The 22,259-nt window shown below is 69.7% G+C and carries 19 protein-coding genes; 10 read left to right on the top strand and 9 right to left on the bottom strand.

The window, feature by feature from the left end; translation table 11 throughout:
• Window positions 1-61 precede the first annotated feature (61 nt).
• The 8 genes from ACN6M5_RS12735 to ACN6M5_RS12700 form a co-directional block, all read right to left on the bottom strand.
• A complete protein-coding gene (locus ACN6M5_RS12735) occupies window positions 62-697 on the bottom strand; it encodes a MurR/RpiR family transcriptional regulator (RefSeq protein WP_247597198.1) in 636 nt (211 codons plus the stop codon).
• A gap of 31 nt (window positions 698-728) precedes the next feature.
• Window positions 729-1,541 carry a serine hydrolase gene (locus tag ACN6M5_RS12730; protein WP_085368356.1) on the bottom strand — a complete coding sequence of 271 codons (813 nt, stop codon included), beginning with the start codon at window positions 1,539-1,541 and terminating at the stop codon, window positions 729-731.
• Window positions 1,538-2,437, bottom strand: coding sequence for a serine hydrolase (locus tag ACN6M5_RS12725; protein WP_434950373.1), 900 nt, complete (start codon window positions 2,435-2,437; stop codon window positions 1,538-1,540). The genes ACN6M5_RS12730 and ACN6M5_RS12725 overlap by 4 nt, the downstream gene beginning before the upstream one ends.
• Window positions 2,434-3,402, bottom strand: coding sequence for a S66 peptidase family protein (locus ACN6M5_RS12720; RefSeq protein WP_434950371.1), 969 nt, complete (start codon window positions 3,400-3,402; stop codon window positions 2,434-2,436). Before ACN6M5_RS12720 ends, ACN6M5_RS12725 begins: the two co-directional genes overlap by 4 nt.
• Window positions 3,399-5,051: an ATP-binding cassette domain-containing protein gene (locus ACN6M5_RS12715; protein ID WP_434950369.1), complete on the bottom strand. Its 1,653-nt coding sequence runs from the start codon at window positions 5,049-5,051 to the stop codon at window positions 3,399-3,401. The genes ACN6M5_RS12720 and ACN6M5_RS12715 overlap by 4 nt, the downstream gene beginning before the upstream one ends.
• Complete coding sequence (locus ACN6M5_RS12710) at window positions 5,051-5,971, bottom strand: ABC transporter permease (RefSeq protein ID WP_085368353.1); 921 nt, start codon at window positions 5,969-5,971, stop codon at window positions 5,051-5,053. Before ACN6M5_RS12710 ends, ACN6M5_RS12715 begins: the two co-directional genes overlap by 1 nt.
• A complete protein-coding gene (locus ACN6M5_RS12705) occupies window positions 5,968-7,008 on the bottom strand; it encodes an ABC transporter permease (protein WP_085368352.1) in 1,041 nt (346 codons plus the stop codon). Before ACN6M5_RS12705 ends, ACN6M5_RS12710 begins: the two co-directional genes overlap by 4 nt.
• A 70-nt stretch (window positions 7,009-7,078) precedes the next feature.
• The gene (locus ACN6M5_RS12700; RefSeq protein ID WP_085368351.1) at window positions 7,079-8,935 is read right to left on the bottom strand and encodes an ABC transporter substrate-binding protein; all 1,857 of its coding nucleotides are present in this window, start codon (window positions 8,933-8,935) and stop codon (window positions 7,079-7,081) included.
• A 320-nt stretch (window positions 8,936-9,255) separates the two neighbouring features.
• Between ACN6M5_RS12700 and ACN6M5_RS12695 the strand changes: the two genes are divergently transcribed.
• Window positions 9,256-10,407, top strand: coding sequence for a C39 family peptidase (locus ACN6M5_RS12695; protein WP_434950366.1), 1,152 nt, complete (start codon window positions 9,256-9,258; stop codon window positions 10,405-10,407).
• A gap of 14 nt (window positions 10,408-10,421) precedes the next feature.
• Here the strand turns inward: ACN6M5_RS12695 and ACN6M5_RS12690 are convergent, their stop codons facing one another.
• Window positions 10,422-11,582, bottom strand: a complete 1,161-nt coding sequence (locus ACN6M5_RS12690; protein ID WP_434950364.1) for a M20/M25/M40 family metallo-hydrolase — start codon at window positions 11,580-11,582, stop codon at window positions 10,422-10,424.
• Window positions 11,583-11,692: 110 nt separating this feature from the next.
• Between ACN6M5_RS12690 and ACN6M5_RS12685 the strand changes: the two genes are divergently transcribed.
• The 9 genes from ACN6M5_RS12685 to ACN6M5_RS12645 all read left to right on the top strand — a co-directional run bounded on the left by ACN6M5_RS12685 (window position 11,693) and on the right by ACN6M5_RS12645 (window position 22,254).
• Window positions 11,693-12,529, top strand: a complete 837-nt coding sequence (locus ACN6M5_RS12685; protein WP_434950362.1) for a GNAT family N-acetyltransferase — start codon at window positions 11,693-11,695, stop codon at window positions 12,527-12,529.
• Window positions 12,526-13,650, top strand: a complete 1,125-nt coding sequence (menC, locus tag ACN6M5_RS12680) for an o-succinylbenzoate synthase (RefSeq protein ID WP_434950360.1) — start codon at window positions 12,526-12,528, stop codon at window positions 13,648-13,650. The genes ACN6M5_RS12685 and menC overlap by 4 nt, the downstream gene beginning before the upstream one ends.
• A 13-nt stretch (window positions 13,651-13,663) precedes the next feature.
• A complete protein-coding gene (locus ACN6M5_RS12675) occupies window positions 13,664-14,554 on the top strand; it encodes an aminodeoxychorismate lyase (RefSeq protein WP_434950358.1) in 891 nt (296 codons plus the stop codon).
• Window positions 14,551-16,449 carry a membrane dipeptidase gene (locus tag ACN6M5_RS12670; protein ID WP_434950356.1) on the top strand — a complete coding sequence of 633 codons (1,899 nt, stop codon included), beginning with the start codon at window positions 14,551-14,553 and terminating at the stop codon, window positions 16,447-16,449. The genes ACN6M5_RS12675 and ACN6M5_RS12670 overlap by 4 nt, the downstream gene beginning before the upstream one ends.
• A complete protein-coding gene (locus ACN6M5_RS12665; protein WP_434950354.1) occupies window positions 16,446-17,990 on the top strand; it encodes a serine hydrolase domain-containing protein in 1,545 nt (514 codons plus the stop codon). Before ACN6M5_RS12670 ends, ACN6M5_RS12665 begins: the two co-directional genes overlap by 4 nt.
• Window positions 17,987-19,036: a P1 family peptidase gene (locus ACN6M5_RS12660; RefSeq protein WP_434950352.1), complete on the top strand. Its 1,050-nt coding sequence runs from the start codon at window positions 17,987-17,989 to the stop codon at window positions 19,034-19,036. Before ACN6M5_RS12665 ends, ACN6M5_RS12660 begins: the two co-directional genes overlap by 4 nt.
• Window positions 19,037-19,224: 188 nt before the next feature.
• The gene (locus ACN6M5_RS12655; protein ID WP_434950349.1) at window positions 19,225-20,439 is read left to right on the top strand and encodes an ROK family protein; all 1,215 of its coding nucleotides are present in this window, start codon (window positions 19,225-19,227) and stop codon (window positions 20,437-20,439) included.
• Window positions 20,436-21,446, top strand: a complete 1,011-nt coding sequence (locus ACN6M5_RS12650) for a carbohydrate ABC transporter permease (RefSeq protein ID WP_434950346.1) — start codon at window positions 20,436-20,438, stop codon at window positions 21,444-21,446. Before ACN6M5_RS12655 ends, ACN6M5_RS12650 begins: the two co-directional genes overlap by 4 nt.
• The gene (locus tag ACN6M5_RS12645; RefSeq protein WP_168690579.1) at window positions 21,439-22,254 is read left to right on the top strand and encodes a carbohydrate ABC transporter permease; all 816 of its coding nucleotides are present in this window, start codon (window positions 21,439-21,441) and stop codon (window positions 22,252-22,254) included. The genes ACN6M5_RS12650 and ACN6M5_RS12645 overlap by 8 nt, the downstream gene beginning before the upstream one ends.
• The last annotated feature ends 5 nt before the right edge of the window (window positions 22,255-22,259 follow it).

Here is a 22,259-nt window from a genome sequence, read left to right as displayed (position 1 = left end):
GCGAAACGCCCGGGATGCGCCGCAGTTACTGGCATCTCGTCTCGCGCGGGCGTCGGTCGGGTCAGTCTTCGACGTAGAGGCCGAGCTGTTCGCCGAGCCTGTCCCGTTCGAGGAGGCGGCGGCCGGCGCCCTTGGCGCTCGCCGTGGTCAGCGTGGTGAGGATGTGGATGACCAGCGCCACCGAGGTCGGTGAGTTGGCGAAGGATGCGCTGGCTGTGTCGACCACGAGGGATTCGTCCGCGATGGCGACGAGGGGCGCATCCGGCGCGTCGGTGATCACGACGAGCGTTCCGCCCGCCTGCTTGAACAGCTCGGCGAAGTCGATCGTGTATTTGCGGTAGCGAGCGAGCGAGAAGGCCACGAGCACGTCACTGGTGCGCACGTCGCTGAGCACGTCGAGCGGTCGCACGATCGTGCCATCGATGAGGGTGACGTTCGCGAGCCCGGCGCTGAGGTCCATCGCCAGCAGGGATGCGTACGTGAACGACTTCGCCGCGCCGAGCACGAACCGGCGGCGCGCGGCGACGATCATCCCGGCGATCAGTTCGAACGCCGGATCGTCCTTGGCCCAGTCGAGTGCGTGAGCGAGCTGCTCGCGCTCCTGTTCGACCACACGGCGTTTGAGGACGAGGGCCGATCTGCGCTGCACGCGGGCGTCGTAGCGCTCGTGCGGGCTGTTGAGTTCTCCGGGATTCACATCGCGCCCTTCTGACGACATAGGAGCAGTATCACAGGAGATTCCTCCGCAGTTCATCCCCGGCGGTGCGCATGACGGAGAGCACCCGGTCGCGCACGTCGGAGCCGCGCTGCCAATTGGCGAGCACCGCGTACGCGACGCGTCGATCGGGGGTCATCACCAGGCCGGTGTCTGCACGCACCGTGGAGATGGTGCCCGTCTTGTTCCACAGCCACACGCCGCGATCGAAGAGGTAGTGCGCGAGCGGGTCGAGGCCGAACGCGGACGCCACCATCGACAGGTCCATCCCGGCGCCCAGCCAGCGTTGCAGCGTGTCAGAGGAGGCGGGGCTGAGGTCGGCGGCCTGCGCGGTGCGGGTGACGAAGCGCACGAGCTCGTCGGCGTTCGCGTGCGAGAGCGTGCGCGGGGCGCCGGGAGGCAGCGGCCAGCGGACGATGTCATCGAGACCGGAGTGCTCGTAGCCGATGGCGCGGGTGTGCTCCTGCACTGTGGGGAGGCCGATCACCCGGCAGAGCGTGTTCGTCGCCGCGTTGTCGCTGACGGCTCCGATCAGCGCGGCCACGTCGTAGAGGGACAGCGTGTCGGCCTGCAGCAGATACCAGAGCCCGGAGTTGTCCATCCATTCGGAGGGACGCCGGGTGACGCGCTCGTCGAGGGAGCGGGTGCCCGCATCCACTTCGGTGAGCAGCCGGTGCAGCAGGAACACCTTCCCGACGCTGGCGGTGTCGAGCACGACGTCCGGCCGGTGACGGAACAGCGTCTCGCCCGAGTCGATGTCGACGGCGAGCGCGGAGAACCGGAGGCCGGGCAGCTCCTGCTCCAGCTCGGCGAACGGCACGCTCACGAGGCAGGGATCCCGGTGACGTGTGCGCGCAGCTGCTCGCCGATGGCGTGCATGGCCGCGAGGACGGGCGCGCGTAGATCGTCTGCCGCGTCCTTCCAGTTCGCCGCGACCGCGTAGGCGACGGTGGCGGCCGGGCCGGAGAGGTGTCCGATGTCGATGCGGGCGAACGACGTGCTCCCCGTCTTGTGGCGCAGGATCATGCCCTGATACTCGTCATCGACGTGTGCGAGAGGGTCGAGGAGGAGCGCATCGGCGACCATGGATGTGTCGACGTCGGCGGCCAGCCAGTCCAGCACGCGCGCACTCACGGCGGGCGAGACGATGTCGCCGGAGCCGAGGCGACGCATGAGCTCCGCGAGCTCTGCCCCCGTGCCGTACGACGGTGTCCACGGCAGGTCGGGCGTTCGCTCGTTGCGGATGAAGTCGTGCAGCGACGTGTCGGTGAAGCCGAGCGACGGCGCCACCGCACGCACGGTGTCCAAGCCGCACAGCCACAGGAGCGCGTTGGTGGCGAGGTTGTCGCTGACCGCGCCGACGAGCAGCGCGGCGTCCTCCACGGTCACACGCTGGTCGCGCATCCGGTACAGCAGTCCGGAGTCGGCGACGCGATGCTCCTCGGGGATCTGGATGCGCTGGCCGGGGTCGAGCTCCCCGGCCTCCAGCCTGCGCGCCACCTCGATCAGCAGGAACACCTTGCCGACGCTCGCCGTCTCGCAGACGACGTGCGGCTCGTGCGCCGCGAGGACGCCGCCGCTGCCGTCGCTGCCGCTGCCGTCGCTGCCGCTGCCGTCGCTGCCGCTGCCGTCGCTGCCGCTGCCGCTGCCGCTGCCAGCGTCGACGACGCAGATCGACCAGCGCACCCGCGCATCGAGCTCGGGCAGCGCAACCGCCGTCACAGCGACGCCCCCACCGTCAGCCGGATCGCGTCCGGCTGCGCGACCAGCGCACCGTCCACGTTGAGCGGGATGCTAAGCGCGTTGGGGTCGTGCCCGAAGCCCTGCTCCCACAGCACGGGCACGCCGAGGCCGGGCAGCAGCTCGTCCACGAGCTCCCGGATGGCGTCCAGGTCGCCGCAGTTGTCCCACGATCCGAGCACGATCCCGGATGCGTCCGCCAGTCGTCCCGCGCGACCGAGCTGCACGAGGAATCCGTCGATCCGGTACTTCTGCTCGTCCACGTCTTCGAGGAACAGGATGCCGCCCGGCCGGTCGAGCGACTCCCGCGCTCCCATCGCACCGGCCAGCAGACTCAGGTTGCCTCCCGTGAACCGCCCTTCGGCGACACCGGGCACGAGCACCGACGTCTTCGGCCCGACGATCTCGCGTCCCCGCCACGACTCGAACAACCAGCTGCGCACGTCGTCACGCACGAATTCGGAGTCGCGGAACACGTCGTTTCCGACCATCGGGCAGAACAGCGTCGGCACATCCAGGTTCACCCGGAAAGCTTCGTGCAGGGCGGTGATGTCGGAGGAGCCCGTGAGGAGCTTCGGCCGTCCGTCGCGCCGCAGAGCCGCATCCCGCAGCTGCTCCCAGTCGAGACCGTCGAGCAGCCTCATCGCCCCGTAGCCGCCCCGGATGCACACCACGGCGTCCGCGTCGGGGTCCATCCACGCATCCACCAGGTCCTGGCGGCGCCCGTCGTCCGGCCCGGCGAGGTAGCTCGCGTGGGGATGCGGGTCGAGCACGTGCTCGCCGACCACCACGTCGAGCCCCCAGTCGCGGTAGTAACCGACCGCGCGCTCGAGGCTCTCTGCGCTCCCCAGTCCGGACGGCGACACGAACCGCACGCGGTCGCCCGGCTTCAGTGGCGCCGTGTCGAGGTACGCGGACCTGTCCACCGCGAGGGTCGGCGTGCTCATGCGAGCCTCCGCTCGATGCTCGGCGCGGCAGCGAGCAGCCTGCGCGTGTACGGGTGTTGCGGATCGAGGAGCACCTGCTCCGTCGGTCCGTACTCCACGAGGGCGCCCTCGTACATGACGGCGACGGTGTCTGCGATGTTCCACGCCAGCCCGAGGTCGTGCGTGATGACCAGTGCGCTCAGATCCAGCCTGTCGCGCAACGAGAGCAGCAGTGCCAGGATCTCGCCACGCACCGAGGCGTCCAGCGACGCGACCGGTTCGTCGGCGACCAGCAGCTGCGGACCGACCGCCAGCGCACCGGCGATCACCGCGCGCTGGCGCTGGCCGCCGGACAGCTCCTGCGGGATGGCGCGGAAGAAACGCTCCGGCGGGAGCAGTTCGGCATCGGCGAGGCTCTGCGCGACGCGCTCCTGCTCGTCGCCCTGGAAGCGCTGCACGCGCAGGCCCTCGGCGACGGACTCGTAGACGCTGATCTTGGGGTTCAGTGCTGCCGACGGGTCTTGCAGGACCATCTGCACCTCGCTGCGGAACTCGCGCAGCGCGCGTCCCCGGTGCGGGATGTCTTTGCCACGGAACCGGATGGTGGAGCCGTCGTCCGCGCGCTGCAACCCGACGATCGTGCGGGCCAGGGTGGTCTTGCCCGACCCCGACTGCCCGACCAGCGCGAGGATCTCGCCGCGCCGGAGGCTCAGGCTCACGTCTTTGACGGCCGCGAGCGGCTTGCCGCGCCCGTGATACGTGACGGTGACCCCGCGCGCTTCCAGCACCACCTCGTCCGAGAGGACGCGCGATCTGTCGGTGACCGTGACCGCGTCCGCGCGGCGGGTCACCGGATTGAGCCTGGACGCGGGGTCGCCGATGGTCGGGAACGCCTCGGCCAGCTGACGCGTGTACGGGTGCTGCGGATTCGTGCACACCTCGTATCCGTCGCCCATTTCGACGAGCTCGCCGTCGCGCATGATCGCGATCCGCTCGCAGGCGGTGGCGAGCACGGAGAGGTCGTGGCTGATCATCAGCATCGAGATGCCGCGCTCGGAGACCAGGGCGCTGATCATGTCCAGGATCTGCTTCTGCACGATCACATCGAGGGCCGTCGTCGGTTCGTCGGCGATGATGATGTCCGGCTCGCAGGCGAGCGCCATCGCGATCATGACGCGCTGCTTCTGGCCGCCGGACAATTCGTGCGGGTAGGCCTCCGCTTTCGCGGGTGCCAGGTCGACCGCGTACAGCAGTTCGAGCGCGCGTGCCTTGCGCGCCTTGTCGGTGCGCCAGGCCTCGGAGACGTGCAGTTCGAGCGCCTCGACGATCTGCTGCCCGACCGTGCGCACGGGGTTGAGGGAGTGCATCGCGCCCTGGAAGACGATGGATGCTTCCGCCCAGCGCAGGGCCCTCAGCTCGCCGAACCGCAGGTCGGCGATGTCGGTGTCGCCGATCAGCACGCGGCCGTCCATCCTGGCGTTCGCGGGCAGGAGTCGCAGCACGCTCATGGCGAGGGTCGACTTGCCCGATCCAGACTCGCCGGCGATCCCGAGGGTGCCGCCGGCGGGCAACTGCAGGGACACGCTCTTGACCGCGGCGATCTCGCCCTCGTCGTTGCGTCCCGCCGTGCGGTAGGTGATGCTGACGTCGTCGAAGGTCAGGTCGGGCATCAGCGGCTCCTCAGCGTCGGGTTCACGATGGTCTCGACGGCGCGGCCGATGAGGGTGAAGGCGAGGACGACCAGGACGATCGCGATGCCGGGCACGAGGATGTACCACCAGTAGCCCGCCGTCGCGGCCGACACATCCATCGAGTTCTTCAGGACCGAACCCCACGACTGGAGAGTGGTGTCGCCGAGCCCGAGGAACGACAGGGTGGACTCCGCGATGATCGCCGACCCGACGGTGAGGGTCGTGTTCGCCAGCACGAGCGGCAGCACGGCGGGGAGCAGATGCTTCACGATGATGTGCCAGTGCCCGGCGCCGAGCACCCTGGCCCGCTCGATGTAGTCGCGCGACTCCACGGAGAGGGTCTGCGCCCTCACCACGCGCGCGGTCCCCGCCCACGAGGTGAGCCCGATGGCGATCACGATCGTCCAGACGCCGCGCGAGAGCACGGACGAGAGGACGATCGCGAGGATGAGCGACGGCAGCACGAGGAAGAAGTCGATGATGCGCATCAGCAGGCCGCCGGTCCAGCCGGTGAAGTGGCCGGCCGCGATGCCGACGATGGTGCCGATGATCATCGACACGGCGGTGGCGGCGAAGCCGACGAGCAGCGAGACCCGCGCGCCCCAGATCATCCGCACCCACAGTTCGCGCCCCTGGTCGTCGGTGCCCAGTGGATGCGCGATCGACGGCGGCGCGAACCGCGGCTGGTCGAGGAGCTTGGTGACGTCGAGCATCCACGACGGCGCGAGCACCGGGGCGAGGAGCGCGAGCAGGATCACGACGACGAGGAAGATCAGCCCGGCCATTCCGGCGCGGCTGTGCGAGAACTCCCGGCAGAAGCTGCCGAACGCGTCCCTTCGCCTGGCCCACGCCATGCTGCGGGGCGAACGCCGTGCGGTTGCGGTGGTGGTGCCGCTCATCCGCGCCTCACTCTCGGGTCGAGCCGACGGTACACGAAGTCCGCGACGAGGTTCATGACGATGATGATGGCCGAGAAGACCACGAACGTTCCCTGCAGGAGCGGAAGATCCGGTCCCTGGATCGCCTGGTAGGTGAGCTTGCCGAGTCCGGGCCAGGAGAAGACGGTCTCGACGGTGACGGCGCCGGCGATCAGGCCGCCGATGTGCATGAAGACCAGCGTCACGGTCGGCAGCAGCGCGTTCGGGACGGCGTGGCGACGGCGGAGGTCGTCATCCTTCAGCCCTTTGGCGCGAGCGGTGACCAGGTAGTCCGCGCTCTTCTCCTCCATCACGGACGCGCGCATCACCATCACGTACTGGGCGTAGACGACGGCGACCATCGTGATCACCGGCAGCACCATGTGCGACGCCACGTCGAGAACCATGCCGAGCGGATCGTCCGGAGGGTTCGGCGACGTCATGCCGCCGGTCGGGAACCAGTGCAGGGTTCCGCCGAACACCATGAGCAGGATCAGCGCGAGCCAGAACGTCGGCACGGACCACAGCACCAGTGAGGTGCCGGTGGTGACCTTGTCGAACATCGAACCAGGTCGCCAGCCCGCCTTCTGGCCGAGCCAGAGCCCGAGGGCGATGGCCAGGATCGCCGAGGTTCCGGTGAGCAGGATGGTGTTCCAGAAGTATTCGCCGATGAGCGATGCGACGCTCTGCTTGTAGACGTAGCTCTGGCCGAAGTTGAGCGTGACGACGTTGCCGATGTACTCGCCGAACTGCTGCCAGAGCGGCTTGTCGAGGCCGAGCTGCTCGCGCAGCTGCGCCATCTGCTCGGACGTCATCGGGTGCTCGCGCGCCATCGCGGCGACCGGGTCGCCCGGCAGGATCTTGAAGGCGAAGAACCCGAGGATGATCACCATCACGAGGCTGATCGCCGCTCCGCCGATCTTGTTCAGCGCGTATTTCAGCGCTGGGGCGCTGCGGACGGTCGCCTCGCCTTTTTCCTCGAGGATCACCGCCTCTGTGACGGGGGTTGCGTTGCTCATATGCCTTCTCTTCTGACGCGACGGGGAGAGCGGTGGCCGCGACGGGAGTCCGCCGCGGCCACCCGGTCGACTATTCGACGTCGGCGCTCGAGCGTCGGCGCACCACGAAGAAGATGATCGCACCGATCACGATGAGGACGATCACCCCACCCGTGACGAGGAGGCCGACATTGGGGCCGGAGTCGCTGCTCGCGCCGTCTCCGACGGGTGCGACGTCCATGAAGCCCCAGTAGCCGGACTGGTTGGCGATGATCCCGCCCTTCGCCGGCATCATCCGGAAGTCGGTGAACCGGTCGGAGCGGTAGGCCTCGAGCCCGTTGGCATACCAGTACACGATCTGCGCGGTGTCCGTGAAGTTGAGCTGCAGCATCTTCTGGACGATGGCTTCACGCTTCTTGGCGTCCGTCTCGGTCTGCTGCTCCTTGTAGAGCTTGTCGTACTCCGGGTTGCACCAGCCGTCCTGCGAGGTCGCGCCGGTGCCGTCCGTCTTGGTCGGCAGGCTCGAGCAGGTGTTGATGCTGAGCTGGTAGTCCGGGTCGGGTCCGACGCTCCAGCCGCTGAAGTAGATGTCGTAGTTGCCCTTCAGCGTGTCGGCGTTGATCGTGTCGGAGTCCGTCGAGATCGGCTGGATGTCGATGCCGATCGTCTTCATCCACGGCTGGAAGTACTGCGCGACCGTCTGCTCCTGCGGGTCCGTCGAGTCCACGAAGAGGCGGAGCGAGAGGCGCTGGCCGTCCTTGACGCGGATGCCGTCCGCTCCGACCTTCCAGCCGGCGGCGTCGAGCTTGGCCTTGGCCTTGTCCGGGCTGTATGCGAGTGCCTTCACGGCCGAGTCGTCCGTGGGCAGCGTCCACTGCGGGTACGACGACGGGATGAAGCTCGTGCCGGGGTTGCCGAGGCCGTTGAGCACCTTCGACAGCAGGGTCTTGGTGTCGGTGCCCATCCGGATGGCCTGACGCACGTTCACGTCCTGCAGGGCCGGGTTCCCGTTTCCGAACGGCTGGCCGTCGACGGTCTTGACGCCGGAGTTGAAGCTGAACGACGAGAACCGGCGGCCGATCCCCGAGTGCTCGGTGATCCCCTCCGCGCCCTTCAGCGCCTGGTACTGGGTGGGGGTGAGGCCGGTCACGAAGTCGACGTCGCCGGAGCGGAGGGCCTGAACCTGCGCATCCGAGTTCGTGTAGTACACGTACTGGATGGTGTCGATCTTCGGGGCGCCCTTCCAGAACTTCGGGTTGGCCTTCATGGTGATGAACTGGTTGGCCTTGTAGCTCTCCAGCAGGAACGGTCCGGAGCCGACGACGTCCTTGTCGTTCGCGTACGTGGCGGGGTCGGAGATCTTCTCCCAGACGTGCTTGGGGAGGATCGGGACCTCGATGCCGGGGTTCGGAGCCTGCGGCGCCTTGAGATCGATGACGACGGTCTTGGCGTCCGGCGCCTTCACGTCGGAGAAGTTGGCGAGGAAGTTGCCGTTGGCGACGGCGAGGTCGGGGTTGGTCATCATCTGATCGAAGGTGTACTTCACGTCGGCCGAGGTGATGGCCTTCCCGTCGGACCAGGTGAGACCGTCCTGCAGGGTGTACACCCACTTCTTGCCGCCCTCTTCGACCTTCCAGTGGTCGGCGAGGCCCTTCGTCGGCGAGCCGTCGACGTCGCTGTTCTGCACCAGGTTCTCGTACATGTAGCGGAAGAGGTTGGTCGGGAGCAGATAGATCGAGGTCCAGGGGTTGAAGCTGTCGACGAACCCGGAGGTCGCGATCCTCATCGTCTTGGCATCTTTGCCGGACGTCGGGGACGAGGTGGGGTCGGCGGCCTGGACGCTGTGCGGCTCCGCCGCGTTCGCTGCGCCGGCGGGCGCGGCGATGATCGCTGCTGCTGCAACGAATGACAGCGCTCGGATCAGATGTTTGCGGTGCCTGGTGCGCATGGGAGTCCTTCCATCGGCCGAGGTCCAGAGCAGGACCACGAGGGTTGCAGTAATGGAACAGCATGGAGCACGTCCTGGTCAACGTATTCGTGACAGATGTTAATGAATTCGTAACGCCATGCGGGTGGCGCGGTTAAGGGTGGGTTTGCCGATAATGTGCACAATCGCATTCCCGAGCACCGCAAAGTGCCCATCGAGGTGCCTCTCGGCGCGCAAATCGTGTGCAAATTGCCCGTTCACGCTGAAACCGATATTCGTCCATATCGGTTGCTGGTGGAGGATGATGCGTACCGGATAATCCATTCGGGCGAGGAGGAGCGATGCCAGGAACACCGGAGGCCGACCCATCGGAGTGGCGCACCAGCCTGGTGCGCGCCGAAACGGACGAGGGATGGACGGGCCGGCAATGGACGTCGAACGTGCTCGTGCCGGCTTGGGCGGGCGATGCGGGCGCCGACCAGGCCGTCGCCTCGTGGAACCTCGACCCGGACGCGACCGCTGTCGTCGAGATCCGTGCGCGCACGGCCGGCGAACGCTGGCATCCCTGGCAGACCGTCGCACTGTGGGGCGACATCGGCCGGCGCAGTAGTGCGGCTCCGGGAGGCGCAGCCGGCGCTGCGTCCGGGGCGCCGACGATGGAGACCGACGTTCTGACGGCAGGGAGCGCCGGCTCGTTCGACGCGGTGCAGCTGCGCATCACGCTCGGCCACGAAGGCCAGGGCGAAGGCCGGGAGGGCGAGCGCGACGCATCCAGGGATGCGTTGCGCCTGGCCGCGGTGAGCTTCAGTGCGCCGGGTCGTGGCGCGCCAGCCTCGGCGTCGGCGTCCGCGACGGCACGGGACGCGACTCCCGGCCCGGCCGAGGCAGGAATGGTCGGCGCCGCTTCGGCCGTGCAGCCGCTGTCCCAGCGGGCGTACCCCGCCCGCGCCGACCTCGGCGGTGGAGGTCCCGCGTGGTGTTCTCCGACCTCGCTCACCATGATCGCGGGCGCCTGGGGTGCCCGGATCCCGGCCGCTGGATCGGCTGACGTTCCGGCCGGAGCCGACCCGCGCGTCCCGTGGGTGGCGCGGGCCGTGTACGACGCGGCATACGACGGGACGGGCAACTGGTCGTTCAACGTCGCTCTCGCCGGAGCGCTCGGCTTCGATGCCCTGGTGACGAGGCTGTCGTCCCTGCGCTCGGCCCGCATGCTGACGGATGCGGGGATTCCGCTCGTGGCGTCGATTTCGTTCGCGCCCGGCGAGCTGCCGGGGGCCGATTACGACACCCCGGGTCACCTGCTCGTGATCCGCGGCTTCGACGCCGACGGGGATGTGCTGGTGGCCGACCCGTCGAACCCCGGCGGAGATGCCGGGCTGCGCACCTATCCCCGCCGTGCGTTCGACGATGCCTGGTCGCACAGTCGCCGCACCGTCTACCTGATCGTGCCGCGTGGTCACAACCTCCCTCCGAGTGCGGAGGGGGAGTGGTGATTGGAGCGCGGCGGTCAGTTCGCGGCGCGAGGCGCGCGGGGCGCGATGGCCGCGAGCTCCGGACCGCCGAGCACCGCCGTGAGGAGGTCGATCCGTTCGCCGAGCGAACGGAGCGACACCCGCTCGTCGACCGCGTGAGCGCCGCCGCCCCGGGGGCCGAAGCCGTCGACCGTCGGGATGCCCAGGCTCCCGAGCAGATTCGTGTCCCCTGCCCCGCTCGCCGGCCTGCCGGTGACCGTCTGCCCGACACGCGCCCCCGCGGCCGCGATCGCCGACAGCAGGTCGCCGTCTGCGGCAGACGGGCTCCACGCAGGACGGTGGCTGCGCGGCGTCGTCTCGACCACGGCGCCGCTCCGCACCGGGGAGAGAGTGCGCAGTGCCTCGAGGACGGCGTGTTCCGTCTGGCCGTCCAGGAACCGCAGGCCGATCTCCGCCTCGGCCTCCGCGGGGACGACGTTCGCCCGCCCGCCGCCCGCGATCGTCCCGACGTTGCAGAGCACCTCCGAGTGCTGAGACGCGTCGGCCACGATGCCCCTGACCGCCACCAGCTGGTCGACGAGTTCGTCGATGGCCGAGATGCCCCCGTCCGGGTCGAGCGCGGCATGGGAAGCACGCCCGCGAACCGTCAGGCCCACCCGGGTGCTGCCGCGCCGCCCCACCTTCAGCGCTCCGTCCGGATGCGGGGACTCGAAGCCGATGGCGCCGGAAACGCCATCGGCGCACGACAGGAGCAGCGCCTGCGTGGTCGGCGAGCCGACCTCCTCGTCGCACACGATCACGACGCGCACGCTCCGGTGGGGGCGTCCGCGCAGGCGCTCGGCGGCCGCGAGCATCACGAGCAGCCCGCTCTTCATGTCGTAGACGCCTGGGCCGCGCACGGTGTCGCCGTCCACGGACCACGGCACCTGATCCTCGATCGCGCCGTGCGGCCAGACCGTGTCCGAGTGGCCGACGAGCAGAAGGGGCTCGCCGACGCCCTCGAGGTCGGCGACGAGGTTGGCGCCGGCCTCCGACGTCTCGATGCGCACGTCGGCGCCCGCTGCATCCCACCATTCGGCGAGGAGACTCGTCATGCGCTCGCTCGCGCCCGCGTCGAAGGAGGGCGATTCGATCCGCGCGAGGCGCTCCAACCGGGCGAGGGTCTCACCTGCTTCGTCGTTCACCTCGTGCGTCACGCCGACTCCTGTCGCTTGTTTTACGAATCATATCGTTTGCTTGATCGGGCGCTATGGGAGCGATAACCTGGCGGTCCACGCCTCGTGCGACCAAACATAGGAAACGTATCGTGCCCCAGGCTTCCCTTTCCTCGCTTCGCGCGGAGACGCTGAGTTCCGGCGAGGAGTTCCGCGCGGCCGCGGCTCTGTACACCCGCGTTTTCGGCTACGAGCGTCCCGAGTTCTCGCTCAACCCCAATCTTCTCAGCGCCCTCGCGCGCAACGGAGGGTCCGCGGTCGGCGTGCGCACGGCCGACGACGAGCTGATCGGATTCGCGTACGGTTTCGCCGGGCGCGACGCTCTGGGCCGTGACTTCCACTATTCGCAGGCGGCCGTGGTGGATGCGGCGCACCAGGGCGAAGGCGTCGGCCGGATGCTCAAAGAGCGTCAGCGCGATGTGGCGCTCGGGTGGGGGCACCGCACGATGCGCTGGACGTTCGATCCCGTGCTCTCGAGGAACGCCCACTTCAACTTCACCTCGCTCGGTGCGGAGGGTGTCGGGTTCGTGCCCGACTACTACGGCAGGGCGGGCACGGATCGCGTGGTGGTCGAGTGGCGGCTGACGCGTGACGACGACCCGTTCGACGACCTGCGCCGTGTCGAGCCGCCCGCTCTCGGCCGCGCCGACTGGGGCCGCGTCGTCCACGGGCCGCTCTCCCGCCGGGACGGCTCCGTCCAGGAGGCCGCCTGGCTCGCCGTGCCCGCGCAGGCGCCCGCCGTCTCCGACGACGGAGAGGAGCGTGCATCACATGACCTGCTGCGCGCGAACGTGCGTCAGTCGCTCGCTACTCTGATCGGCAGCGGAGCCGTCCTCGTCTCCTGCGTGCGCGTCGATCCGTCCACAGCCGTCTATCTCGCCGTCGAACGTCCGTCCCACCCCGATTCCGGCAAGGAGCCCTCCGTATGAGAATCGACCGATTGCGCCTGTTCGATGTGACCCTTCCCCTCGTCCACAGCTTCGAGACGAGCTCGCACCGCAAGACGGGGCTCAACCACCTTCTCGTCGAGGCGACGGACGCGGATGGCCGGGTCGGCTGGGGCGAGATCGCCACCCCCTCCGACCCGTACTACGGGTCGGAGACCACGCACACCGCGTGGAGCATCGCGGAGCGCTACCTCGTGCCCGCCGTGCTCGGGACCAGCTGGGAGACGCCCGACGAACTGGAGGCGTCGTGGGGGCGCATCCGGGGTCACGAGTTCGCCAAGGCCGGCTTCTCCATCGCGGGCTGGGACCTGTACGCGCGCTCGACCGGCCGCTCGCTCTCGTCGCAACTCGGCGGGACGCGCACTGCGGTGGAGGCCGGCGTCTCGCTCGGCATCGAGCCGACGGTGGACGAACTCCTCGCGCAGGTCGCCCGCCAGGTGGATGCGGGGTACAAGCGCGTGAAGCTCAAGATCGCGCCAGGCTGGGACGTCGAGCCCGTCAGCGCGGTCCGCGCCGCGCATCCCGGGCTCGATCTGCATGTCGACGCCAACGGCGCGTACCGGGAGTCGGAGGAGTCCACTGCGGTGATGCTGGCTCTCGACGGCTACGGCCTGACCATGATCGAGCAGCCTTTCGCCCCGCGGGACTTCGTCGCGCACGCGCGCCTGCAGGCTGTCATCGACACCCCGGTCTGCCTCGACGAGTCGGTCGTCGCCATCGACGATCTGCACACCATGCTCGCGCTCGACGCGGGACGGGTGCTCAACATCAAGGTGTCCAGGATGGGCGGGCTCGCGGCGGCCAGGACCGCCCACGACGTCGCCCGGGATGCGGGCATCCCCGTCTGGTGCGGCGGGATGCACGAGTTCGGGGTGGGGCGGGCGGCGAACGTCGCCATCTCCTCGCTGCCGAACTTCACGCTGCCCTCGGACGTGTCGGGATCCGACAAGTACTACGCGCGCGACGTGATCGTGCCGCCCGTCGTCGCCACGGCCGGAATCGTGCAGGTGCCGACCGAGTCGGGCATCGGCCACGAGGTGGACGTGGACTGGGTGATGCAGAACGCGTCCCGCACGCTCGACGTCTCGGCCGCGGCCGGCTGATCAGGAGGACACGATGAAGACGCTCACTCTGCACCGCCTGGACCTCGGTTCCGAGGCCCAGGCGGCGGACTGCCTGACCAGCATCGACCCGCGCTCCGCCCTCCTGACGGCCACAGACCTCTCGGCGACCCGCGGTGACGGCGTCTTCGAGACGGTGGTCGTGGTCGACGGTGTCCCGCAGGCGCTCGACGCGCACCTCGACCGCTTCGAGCGGTCGGCCGCCATGCTCGACCTTCCTGCGCCGCGTCGGGACCTGTGGAGACTCGCCGTCCTGGCGGCGGCCGACGAGCTCCGCGAGCACACCGCGCGCGGGGCCGTGAAGTTCGTGATGTCGCGAGGCGACGAGGCCGGGGAGGCCGCCGTGCCGGTGCCGACCGGATGGGCCATCGGTTTCGCCCCGGACAGCCGCCCGGGAGGAACGACTCCGGAGGTGGATGTTGTGCTGCTCGACCGCGGCTACCGACACGACGTCGCGCAGACGTCCCCGTGGCTGCTGCAGGGCGCGAAGACCCTCTCGTATGCGGTCAACATGGCTGCCCTGCGCGAGGCCAGACGCCGCGGAGCCCAGGATGTGATCTTCGTCAGCAGCGACGGCTACGTTCTCGAAGGCCCGAACTCCACGGTCATCGCCAGGATCGGAGGTGTCTACGTGACGCCGCCCGCCGAGCTGGGGGTGCTGCCGGGCACCACGCAGGCCGACGTCTTCTCTGCACTGTCGTCCGGGGGCGATCCGGTCGAGACGCGCGTCATCGACGTCGCAGAGCTCCGCGCGGCCGACGCCGTCTGGCTGTGCTCCAGCACGCGCGGCGCCGCCCCCGTGCGCTCCCTCGACGGCACTCCGGTGCCCGTCGACGCGAACGCCACCGACCGGATGAACGACGCACTGAACGAGCGGACGGCATGACAGCGAAGATCCCCGTCGTCGACGGCCACAACGACCTTGCCTGGGCTCGTCGCGAGCACCACGGATACACAGTCGCCGGGCTGGATGCGTCCTGCCCCGACCTCCACACCGACCTCCCACGCCTCGCGGCCGGCGGGGTCGGCGGCCAGTTCTGGTCGGTCTGGGTCGACCCTGTGCTGCAGGGGGCGGAGCAGGTGACCGCGACATTGGAGCAGATCGACTTCGTCCACCGGCTGGTGCAGGCCTATCCGGAGCAGCTGCGGTTCGCGCGCACGGCGGACGACGTGCGCGCGGCGATGGCCGATGGCCGCATCGCGTCGCTGATCGGCGTGGAGGGCGGCGACCAGTTCAACGGTTCGCTGGCGGTTCTCCGGCAGTTCGCCCGCCTCGGGGCACGGTACGTCACGCTGACGTGGTCGCGCACGACGGACTGGGCGGACTCCGCCACCGACGAGGCGCGCCACGGCGGCCTGACTAATTTCGGCCGCGAGGTGGTGCGCGAGATGAACCGCATCGGTGTGGTGGTCGATCTCGCGCACGTCGCGCCAGCCACCATGCGCGATGTCCTGGCGATCTCCACGCGCCCGGTCATGGTGAGCCATTCCTGTGCGCTCGCGCTGTGCGACCATCCGCGCAACGTTCCGGACGACGTGCTGGCTGCGATCGGCGCGGGTGGCGGTGTGGTGATGGTGGCGTTCGTCCCGTCGTTCCTGTCCCCGGCACGCGCCGAGTGGGTGCGCGGCGGCGAGCAGGGGGAGGCGCCGCCGGTGGGCATCGCGGAGGTTGCCAACCACATCGAGCATGTGCGCGACATCGCGGGCGGCCACGCGGTCGGCCTCGGCGCGGACTACGACGGCACCGATTCCATGCCGGCCGGACTCGGGGACGTCTCGCACTACCAGGACCTTCTCGACGAGTTGCGCACGCGCGGCTGGTCGGAGCAAGAGCTCGCGGCGCTCGCGCACGAGAACGTGCTGCGCGTGCTCGGAGCGTCCGATCCGGACCACCTCGCTTTCCTGGACGGTTCGGCGCCGCCCCCGCGGGCCGCCGCGCTGACCCCGGCAGTGGATGCGGCAGCGCGGGAAGCGACGGCGGTGGATGCAGCGGCGCGGGATGCGGCTGCGCGGGATGCGGCAGCTCGGGATGCGCAGCAACCGGGCGAACCGGATGCTGCCCCGCGGGTGCTCGTGGTCGTCAACGCGAAGGAGTCGGCTCCTCGCCGCCTCGGCCGGTGGCTCGAGGAGCAGGGCATCGTCGTCGAGCCGGTGCTCGGAACCGACGGTCTGCCGGAGAGCCTCGACGGGTACGCCGGGCTCGTGATGCTCGGTGGTGGCCTGATGCCCGACGACGATGCGCGCGCTCCGTGGCTTGCGCAGGAGCGCGCTCTCGCGCTCGAGGCTATCGACGCCGACCTGCCGACACTGGGCATCTGTCTCGGCGGTCAGATCCTCGCCCATGTCGCCGGCGGGGAGGTGCGCGCGGCATTCGGGCCGAAGGAGCGAGGGGCGACGGTCATTTCGACCTCGGACGCCGGTCGCGCGGATCGCGTCATCGGCGGACTCGGCTCGTCGGCGCCGATGATCGAGAACCACCAGGACATGATCACGGAGCTGCCGCCCGCCGCTGTGCTGCTCGGGTCGAGCGACGCCGTGGACATTCAGGCGTTCCGGCTGGGCGAGCGCGTCTACGGGCTGCAGTTCCACCCGGAGGTCGGCGCTCACGACCTGCTGCGCTGGAAGGAGCCGACCACCCCGGCGCCGGGCGACCGCCCCGTGGCGGAGCTGATCGAGGAGGCGCGTGGCGTGGACGAGGAGAACACGCAGGCCAGTCACGCACTCGTCAGCGGCTTCGCCGACCACGTGCACAGCTTCGCGCGGGAGCGGACGGCCCGATGACCGGCGACGCTGCGGGCTCAGCGCTCGCCGACCTCGCCTCTCACGCCAGGGACGCGCTCGCCGCGCGACTCGACGCGCCGACGCTGCGGCGGGCACCCGCATCTATTGCCGCTGTCGTGCACCGGGGCCGCGTCGTCGCCGTGAGCACGCACGGCCAGCCGCGCCGCGACGGTGCCGCGACCGCGGAGAGCACCGTCTTCCGGATCGCGTCGATGTCGAAGAGCTTCCTCGGGGCCACCGCCCTCGCGCTGCGCGACGACGGCCTGCTCGACCTGCACGCGCCGGCGACCGAGTACATCCCCGAACTCGCCGCTGCGCACGCGGGGGATGCGCCGGTCACGCTCGACGCGCTCCTGTCGAACCGGGCCGGCCTCGCCGAGGACAACGCGTGGGGGGACCGCCGGCTCGGCGCATCCCGAGCGGAACTGGCGGCCGTCGTCGCCGCCGGGCTGACGCCGTCCACCCAGCCGGGCACCGAGTACCAGTACTCCAACATCGGGATCTCGCTCATCGGCCGGGCCATCGAGGCCGTCACCGGGCGCGAGGTCGAGGCGGTGGTGCGCGACCGGATGCTCGACCCGCTCGGACTCACCGACACCCGCGCCGCTGCCGACCTCTATCCGGCCGGCAGCGACCTCGCCGCCGGGTTCCGCACCTTCGACGACGGAGCGACGTTCGCGCCGGAACCATACGTCGGCTCCGGCGCCCTCGCCTGCATCGGCAGCCTGTTCAGCACCGTGCGGGACATCGCGGTGTGGGCAGACTTCCTCGGCTCGGCGTTCGATGCCAAGACCGCGGACGCCGACGGCACCACCGTGCTGAGTGCGTCCTCCCGGCGGGAGCTGCAGACGGCTCGCACCCTGATCCCCATCGGAGCGCCGTCGGTCGGGCGCGAGCTCGACGGCCTCGGATACGGCTACGGCTTGGTGGTCGAGCACGACAAGCGCTTCGGCCGCATCGTGCAGCACGCCGGGGGCCTCCCCGGATTCTCGTCGCACATGCGCTGGCAGCCGGCCACCGGCATCGGCGTGGTCGTCTTCGGCAACTCGGACGCCTTCGGTGCCGGCCGCATCGCCACCGACGTCCTCACCGACGTGCTCACCCGCGTGGATGCGCCTGCCGCCGTCGTGCGCCCCTGGCCGGAGACACTGGATGCGGCCCGCCGGATCGACGAGCTCGTCGCCGCCGACCGTCCCCTCTCCGACGCGGCGAGCATCCTCGCCTCCAACGTGTTGCTGGATGTGCCGGAGAGCGTGCGCGCAGAACGCCTCGCTGCCGCGCTCGCCGAGGTCGGGCCCATCCGGGCGGACGCGGCGCCGTTCGCCGACCGCATCGTCGCAGCCGCCGATCGTTCGGCGCTTCGCTGGGTCGTCCCGTGCGAGCGCGGCGCCCTCGTGTGCGACGTACACCTCGTCGGCCTGCGTGAGCCCGTCGTGCAGGAGTTCACGATCCAGGTGGCCGGGGAGGGCGGACGCAAGCCGCGCGATGAGGCCCCGCGCGTGACCGACCACCACCGGGTCGAACGGGAGGGTGCGCGATGACGGCGCAGCCCCGCCTCCGCCTCGCAGATCTCGGCGTCACCCTCGGCACCCATCCCCGCGGTCGGCACAACGCGATCACCGATGTGCCCGGCGTCCTCGTCGGCCACTCCACCATCCACACCGACCGGCTGAACACCGGTGTGACCGCGATCGTCCCCGAGGTCATCGGCGCTGACCGGCGGTGGATTCCCGCCGGTCTGGCCGTCGGGAACGGCTACGGCAAACTCGTCGGCGCGACACAGCTCCAGGAGCTCGGCGCCATCGAGACGCCCATCCTGCTCACCAGCACGCTCTCGGCGTACCGGGTCGCCGACGCCCTCCTCGGGCACATGCTGTCGCGACCCGGCTACGAGACGACCACGACCCTCAACCCCGTCGTCGGCGAGACGAACGACGGCTTCCTCTCCGACATCCGCTCCCGTCCCCTCGGAACGCAGCACGTCGAGGAGGCGCTCGCGTCGGCCACCTCCGGTCCCGTCGCCGAGGGCAGCGTCGGCGCCGGGTCGGGCACCGTCGCCCTCGGTTTCAAGGGCGGTATCGGCACCTCGTCCAGGACGGTGACTGTGGGAGACGCCCGGCACACCGTCGGCGCGCTCGTGCAATCGAACTTCAGCGGAACACTCTCGATCGCGGGCGTCCCGATGCCGTCCGCCGAACTCGTCCCCGGCCCGACCGCGGAGACCGTCGGCAACTCGTGCATGATCGTCGTCGCGACCGACGCGCCGCTCGACGCACGTCAGCTCGCTCGCTGCGCCCGGCGTGCCGTCTTCGCGATGCGGGGCGTGGGAGCTGATTTCGCCCAGGGCAGCGGCGACTACGCCATCGCGTTCTCCGTCGGCCAGGCCGCGCCACCCGACGACGCCCTGCTCTCTCCGCTGTTCCAGGCGACGATGGATGCGGTCGAGGAGGCCCTGGTGAACTCCCTCCTCGTCGCGACCACGCAGTCCCACGCCGACGGCCACATCGCTCACGCCATCCCGCTGCCGGCGGTGCGCGAGCGGCTCGCCGCGGCCGGCGTTGTCCGCGTCATGGATTCGAACGTATAGAGTCTTCATAATCGGCGGGCTGCGACTGGCGACAACGGCCGGCAGCCCGCCGCTCTTCTCTCCGCCTCTCTGGCTCCCCTCCCTCTTCTCCCTCGTCGGGCCTCTCTTCTCGGCGCTCCGCGCATCCCGTTCTTGACGTCTTCACAACTATCTTTTATGGTTTATTTAGTTCTGAAGAAAAGGATGCAATGGCGCTCACATCTCCCTCACGCACCGACGTGAACCGCACGGCGATCCTGGCCCACCTCGGCGGCCAGGGGCCCGCCTCTCGCGCCGATCTGGCGCGGATGCTCGGCGTCTCGCCTGCTCTCGTCACCCAGCTCACCCGCGACCTGCTCGCGGAGGGACTCATCGAGGAGCTCGACACCTCCACGTCGCAGGGCGGGGGACGCCCGGCCAGGATGCTCGGCGTCGTCGCCCGCACCGCCTGCGCCATCGGGGTCAAGGTGGTCGCCGATCACGTCGCGTTCGTGGAGGTAGGCATCGACGGCTCCGTGCTCCGCTCGGCCACCGAGCCGTTCGACGCGATGTCGCCGCTCGCGACCTCCGCGCTCATCGAACTCGCCCGCGCCTTCATCGAGGCGGGAGGGGACAACCGGCTGCTCGGCATCGGCGTCGGCATCCCCGGCACCGTGGATGAGCAGGGGATCGGCGTCGTGGACTCCACCCAGCTGCGCTGGAACCAGGTGCCGCTCGGCGCCTCCCTCCGCCGGGCGCTCGACCTGCCCGTCGTCGTCGAGAACAACGTCAACGCGCTCAGCGTCGCGGAGCGGCTGTTCGGGCAGGGGCGCGACTGCGCCGACTTCCTGGTGGTCACCATCGGCACCGGCGTCGGGGCCGGCATCGTGTCCGGCGGTTCGATCCTGCGCGGCAGGGCGGGCGGAGCAGGCGATATCGGCCACATCCCCGTCGCGGAGGGGGGCCCGCTCTGCCAGTGCGGCAACCACGGCTGCCTCGAAGCGTTCGTGGGGGAGAGTGCGCTGGTCGCCACCGCCGTGCGGGACGGCGCCGTGAACGACGGCGCGGACATCCGGAATGTGCGCGAAGCAGCAGACGCCGGGAACGCCGCGGCCGTGCGCGTGTTCGACGACGCCGGCCGGTTGCTCGGGCGAACGCTCGCCGGTGTGGTGAACATGCTCGACCCCGAGCTCGTCGTGATCCTCGGCGAGGGTGTCGAGGCGTGGGACCACTGGTCGCCGTCGTTCGAGCCTGCGCTGCGCGCATCCCTCGTCCCCGGCAAGCGCGGGGTCGAGGTGGCGGTCGAGACCTGGCAGGACGACCGCTGGGCGCAGGGTGCGGCGGCGCTCGTGCTCGCGACCCCGTTCGATACGCACGGGGTGGCGGGAGAGCAGGGGCGCCTGATGCGCGAGCGTCTGGTGTCGAGCGCGGGGGTGCGGCCATGACCGTCTCGGGCATCAGCCCGGTCGGGGCGCCGCCGAGCGCATCCGGTGCTGGAAGCGGAGCAGACGGCCGCCGGGCAGCGCGCACCCCGTCCGGCGGGCGCGGAAGCAGCAGCCGCCCCGGTCGCAGGCCAGGCAGGAAGCGCCTCTCCTACTTCCTCATCGTCGCGATCTTCCTGCTGCCGAGCCTCATCCCGCTGCTGGCCTTCACCATCGGCCCGATGATCGCCGCCGCGTGGACGAGCTTCCACGAGTGGAACCTGATCGGCCCGATGAAGTGGGTCGGCTTCGACAACTACGCCACCCTCGTCAGCGACCCTGGCACGCAGCAGGCCTTCCTGCACACGCTCTACTACATCGTCGGCTACCTGCCGCTGGTCTACGTCGGAGGGCTCGGGCTGGCCCTCGCGCTCAACAGCAGGATCAAGGGGCGCGCGTTCCTCCGCGGCGTCTACTTCCTGCCGGTGGTCACCAGCTGGGTGGTCGTCGCGCTGGTCTGGCGCTGGCTGCTCAACCCCAGCGTCGGCATCGTGAACTGGGCGCTGTCGCTGATCGGGATCGACGGGCCCGGCTGGTGGGCGGACCCCGCCTGGTCGATGCCGTCGATCATCCTGGCCTCGGCCTGGAAGGACCTCGGCTTCGTCATGGTCATCCTGCTGGCCGGGCTGCAGACCATCAACCCCGACCTCTACGAAGCAGCGGAGATCGACGGTGCCGGATGGTGGCGGCGGCTGTTCAGCATCACCCTCCCGATGCTCTCCCCCTCCACCTTCTTCGTCATCGTGCTCTCCCTCATCAACGGCTTCCAGGTCTTCGACCAGGTGTTCGTGATGACGGGCGGCGGACCGAACAACTCGAGCCGCGTCGTGGTGCAGGAGGTCTACGACCTCACCTTCCGCTACGGGCAGGCCGGCATGGCGTCCGCGCTCTCCTGGCTGCTGTTCATCGTGATCCTGATCGTCACGCTCATCCAGTTCCTCGGCCAGAAGAAGTGGGTGAACTATGCGTAGTCCCGTCGCGAAAGTGTCGCTGTACACGGCCGTCATCCTGGGCGCGCTGATCATGGTGTTCCCGTTCGTCTGGACGATCGTCACGTCGATCAGCCCGGGTGCGAGCCTCACCAGCACGCCCAAGCTCATCCCGGACAACCCGTCGTTCGCGCCGTACGCCGAGCTGTTCCAGCGGGTGCCGTTCGGGCAGGTCATCGTCAACAGCCTGGTGATCGCCGTGGTGAGCACGCTGTTCCAGCTGGTCACCAGCTCGATGGCGGCGTACGTGTTCGCCCGGATGCCGTTCCGCGGCCGTGGCGCGATCTTCGTGCTCTACCTGGCGACCATGATGATCCCGTTCCAGGTGCTCATCGTGCCGCTGTTCGTGGAGATGAAGTCGCTCGGCCTCATCAACACGTATGCGGGCGCCATCCTGCCCACCGTCGCGTCGGCCTTCGGGGTGTTCCTGCTGCGGCAGGCGATCAGCACCGTCCCGTACGAGCTCGACCAGGCGGCGACCCTGGATGGGGCCGGCCATTTCCGGGTGTTCTTCCAGATCGTGCTCCCCCTGGTGCGCCCGGCGCTCGCCACGCTCGCGGTGTTCGGCTTCCTGAACACCTGGAACAGCTTCCTCTGGCCGCTCATCATCCTGCGCGACCCGCTGATGCAGACGCTGCCCGTGGCGCTGTCGAGCCTGCAGGGGCAGTACTCCACCCAGTGGGACGTGCTCATGGCCGGCTCGGTCGTCAGCATCATCCCGATGTTCGCGCTCTACCTCTTCGCCCAGAAGTACATCGTCCAGGGCGTCGCCGGCACCGGCCTGAAATAGCCGCG

The sequence above is a fragment of the Leifsonia araucanica genome, from assembly GCF_051161895.1.
GTDB lineage: Bacteria > Actinomycetota > Actinomycetes > Actinomycetales > Microbacteriaceae > Leifsonia.
Note: the sequence above shows the minus strand (reverse complement) of the source record. Positions and strands in the feature narration are given on the sequence as shown.

Bases quoted from the DNA above. Each gene is read 5' to 3' on its own strand.
- ACN6M5_RS12660 (WP_434950352.1), top strand. From the start codon at position 17,987: ATGACGGCGCAGCCCCGCCTCCGCCTCGCAGATCTCGGCGTCACCCTC.
- ACN6M5_RS12650 (WP_434950346.1), top strand. From the start codon at position 20,436: ATGACCGTCTCGGGCATCAGCCCGGTCGGGGCGCCGCCGAGCGCATCC.
- ACN6M5_RS12700 (WP_085368351.1), bottom strand. From the start codon at position 8,935: ATGCGCACCAGGCACCGCAAACATCTGATCCGAGCGCTGTCATTCGTT.
- ACN6M5_RS12705 (WP_085368352.1), bottom strand. From the start codon at position 7,008: ATGAGCAACGCAACCCCCGTCACAGAGGCGGTGATCCTCGAGGAAAAA.
- ACN6M5_RS12645 (WP_168690579.1), top strand. From the start codon at position 21,439: ATGCGTAGTCCCGTCGCGAAAGTGTCGCTGTACACGGCCGTCATCCTG.
- ACN6M5_RS12710 (WP_085368353.1), bottom strand. From the start codon at position 5,971: ATGAGCGGCACCACCACCGCAACCGCACGGCGTTCGCCCCGCAGCATG.
- ACN6M5_RS12715 (WP_434950369.1), bottom strand. From the start codon at position 5,051: ATGCCCGACCTGACCTTCGACGACGTCAGCATCACCTACCGCACGGCG.
- ACN6M5_RS12670 (WP_434950356.1), top strand. From the start codon at position 14,551: ATGACAGCGAAGATCCCCGTCGTCGACGGCCACAACGACCTTGCCTGG.
- ACN6M5_RS12665 (WP_434950354.1), top strand. From the start codon at position 16,446: ATGACCGGCGACGCTGCGGGCTCAGCGCTCGCCGACCTCGCCTCTCAC.
- menC (WP_434950360.1), top strand. From the start codon at position 12,526: ATGAGAATCGACCGATTGCGCCTGTTCGATGTGACCCTTCCCCTCGTC.
- ACN6M5_RS12695 (WP_434950366.1), top strand. From the start codon at position 9,256: ATGCCAGGAACACCGGAGGCCGACCCATCGGAGTGGCGCACCAGCCTG.
- ACN6M5_RS12720 (WP_434950371.1), bottom strand. From the start codon at position 3,402: ATGAGCACGCCGACCCTCGCGGTGGACAGGTCCGCGTACCTCGACACG.
- ACN6M5_RS12675 (WP_434950358.1), top strand. From the start codon at position 13,664: ATGAAGACGCTCACTCTGCACCGCCTGGACCTCGGTTCCGAGGCCCAG.
- ACN6M5_RS12655 (WP_434950349.1), top strand. From the start codon at position 19,225: ATGGCGCTCACATCTCCCTCACGCACCGACGTGAACCGCACGGCGATC.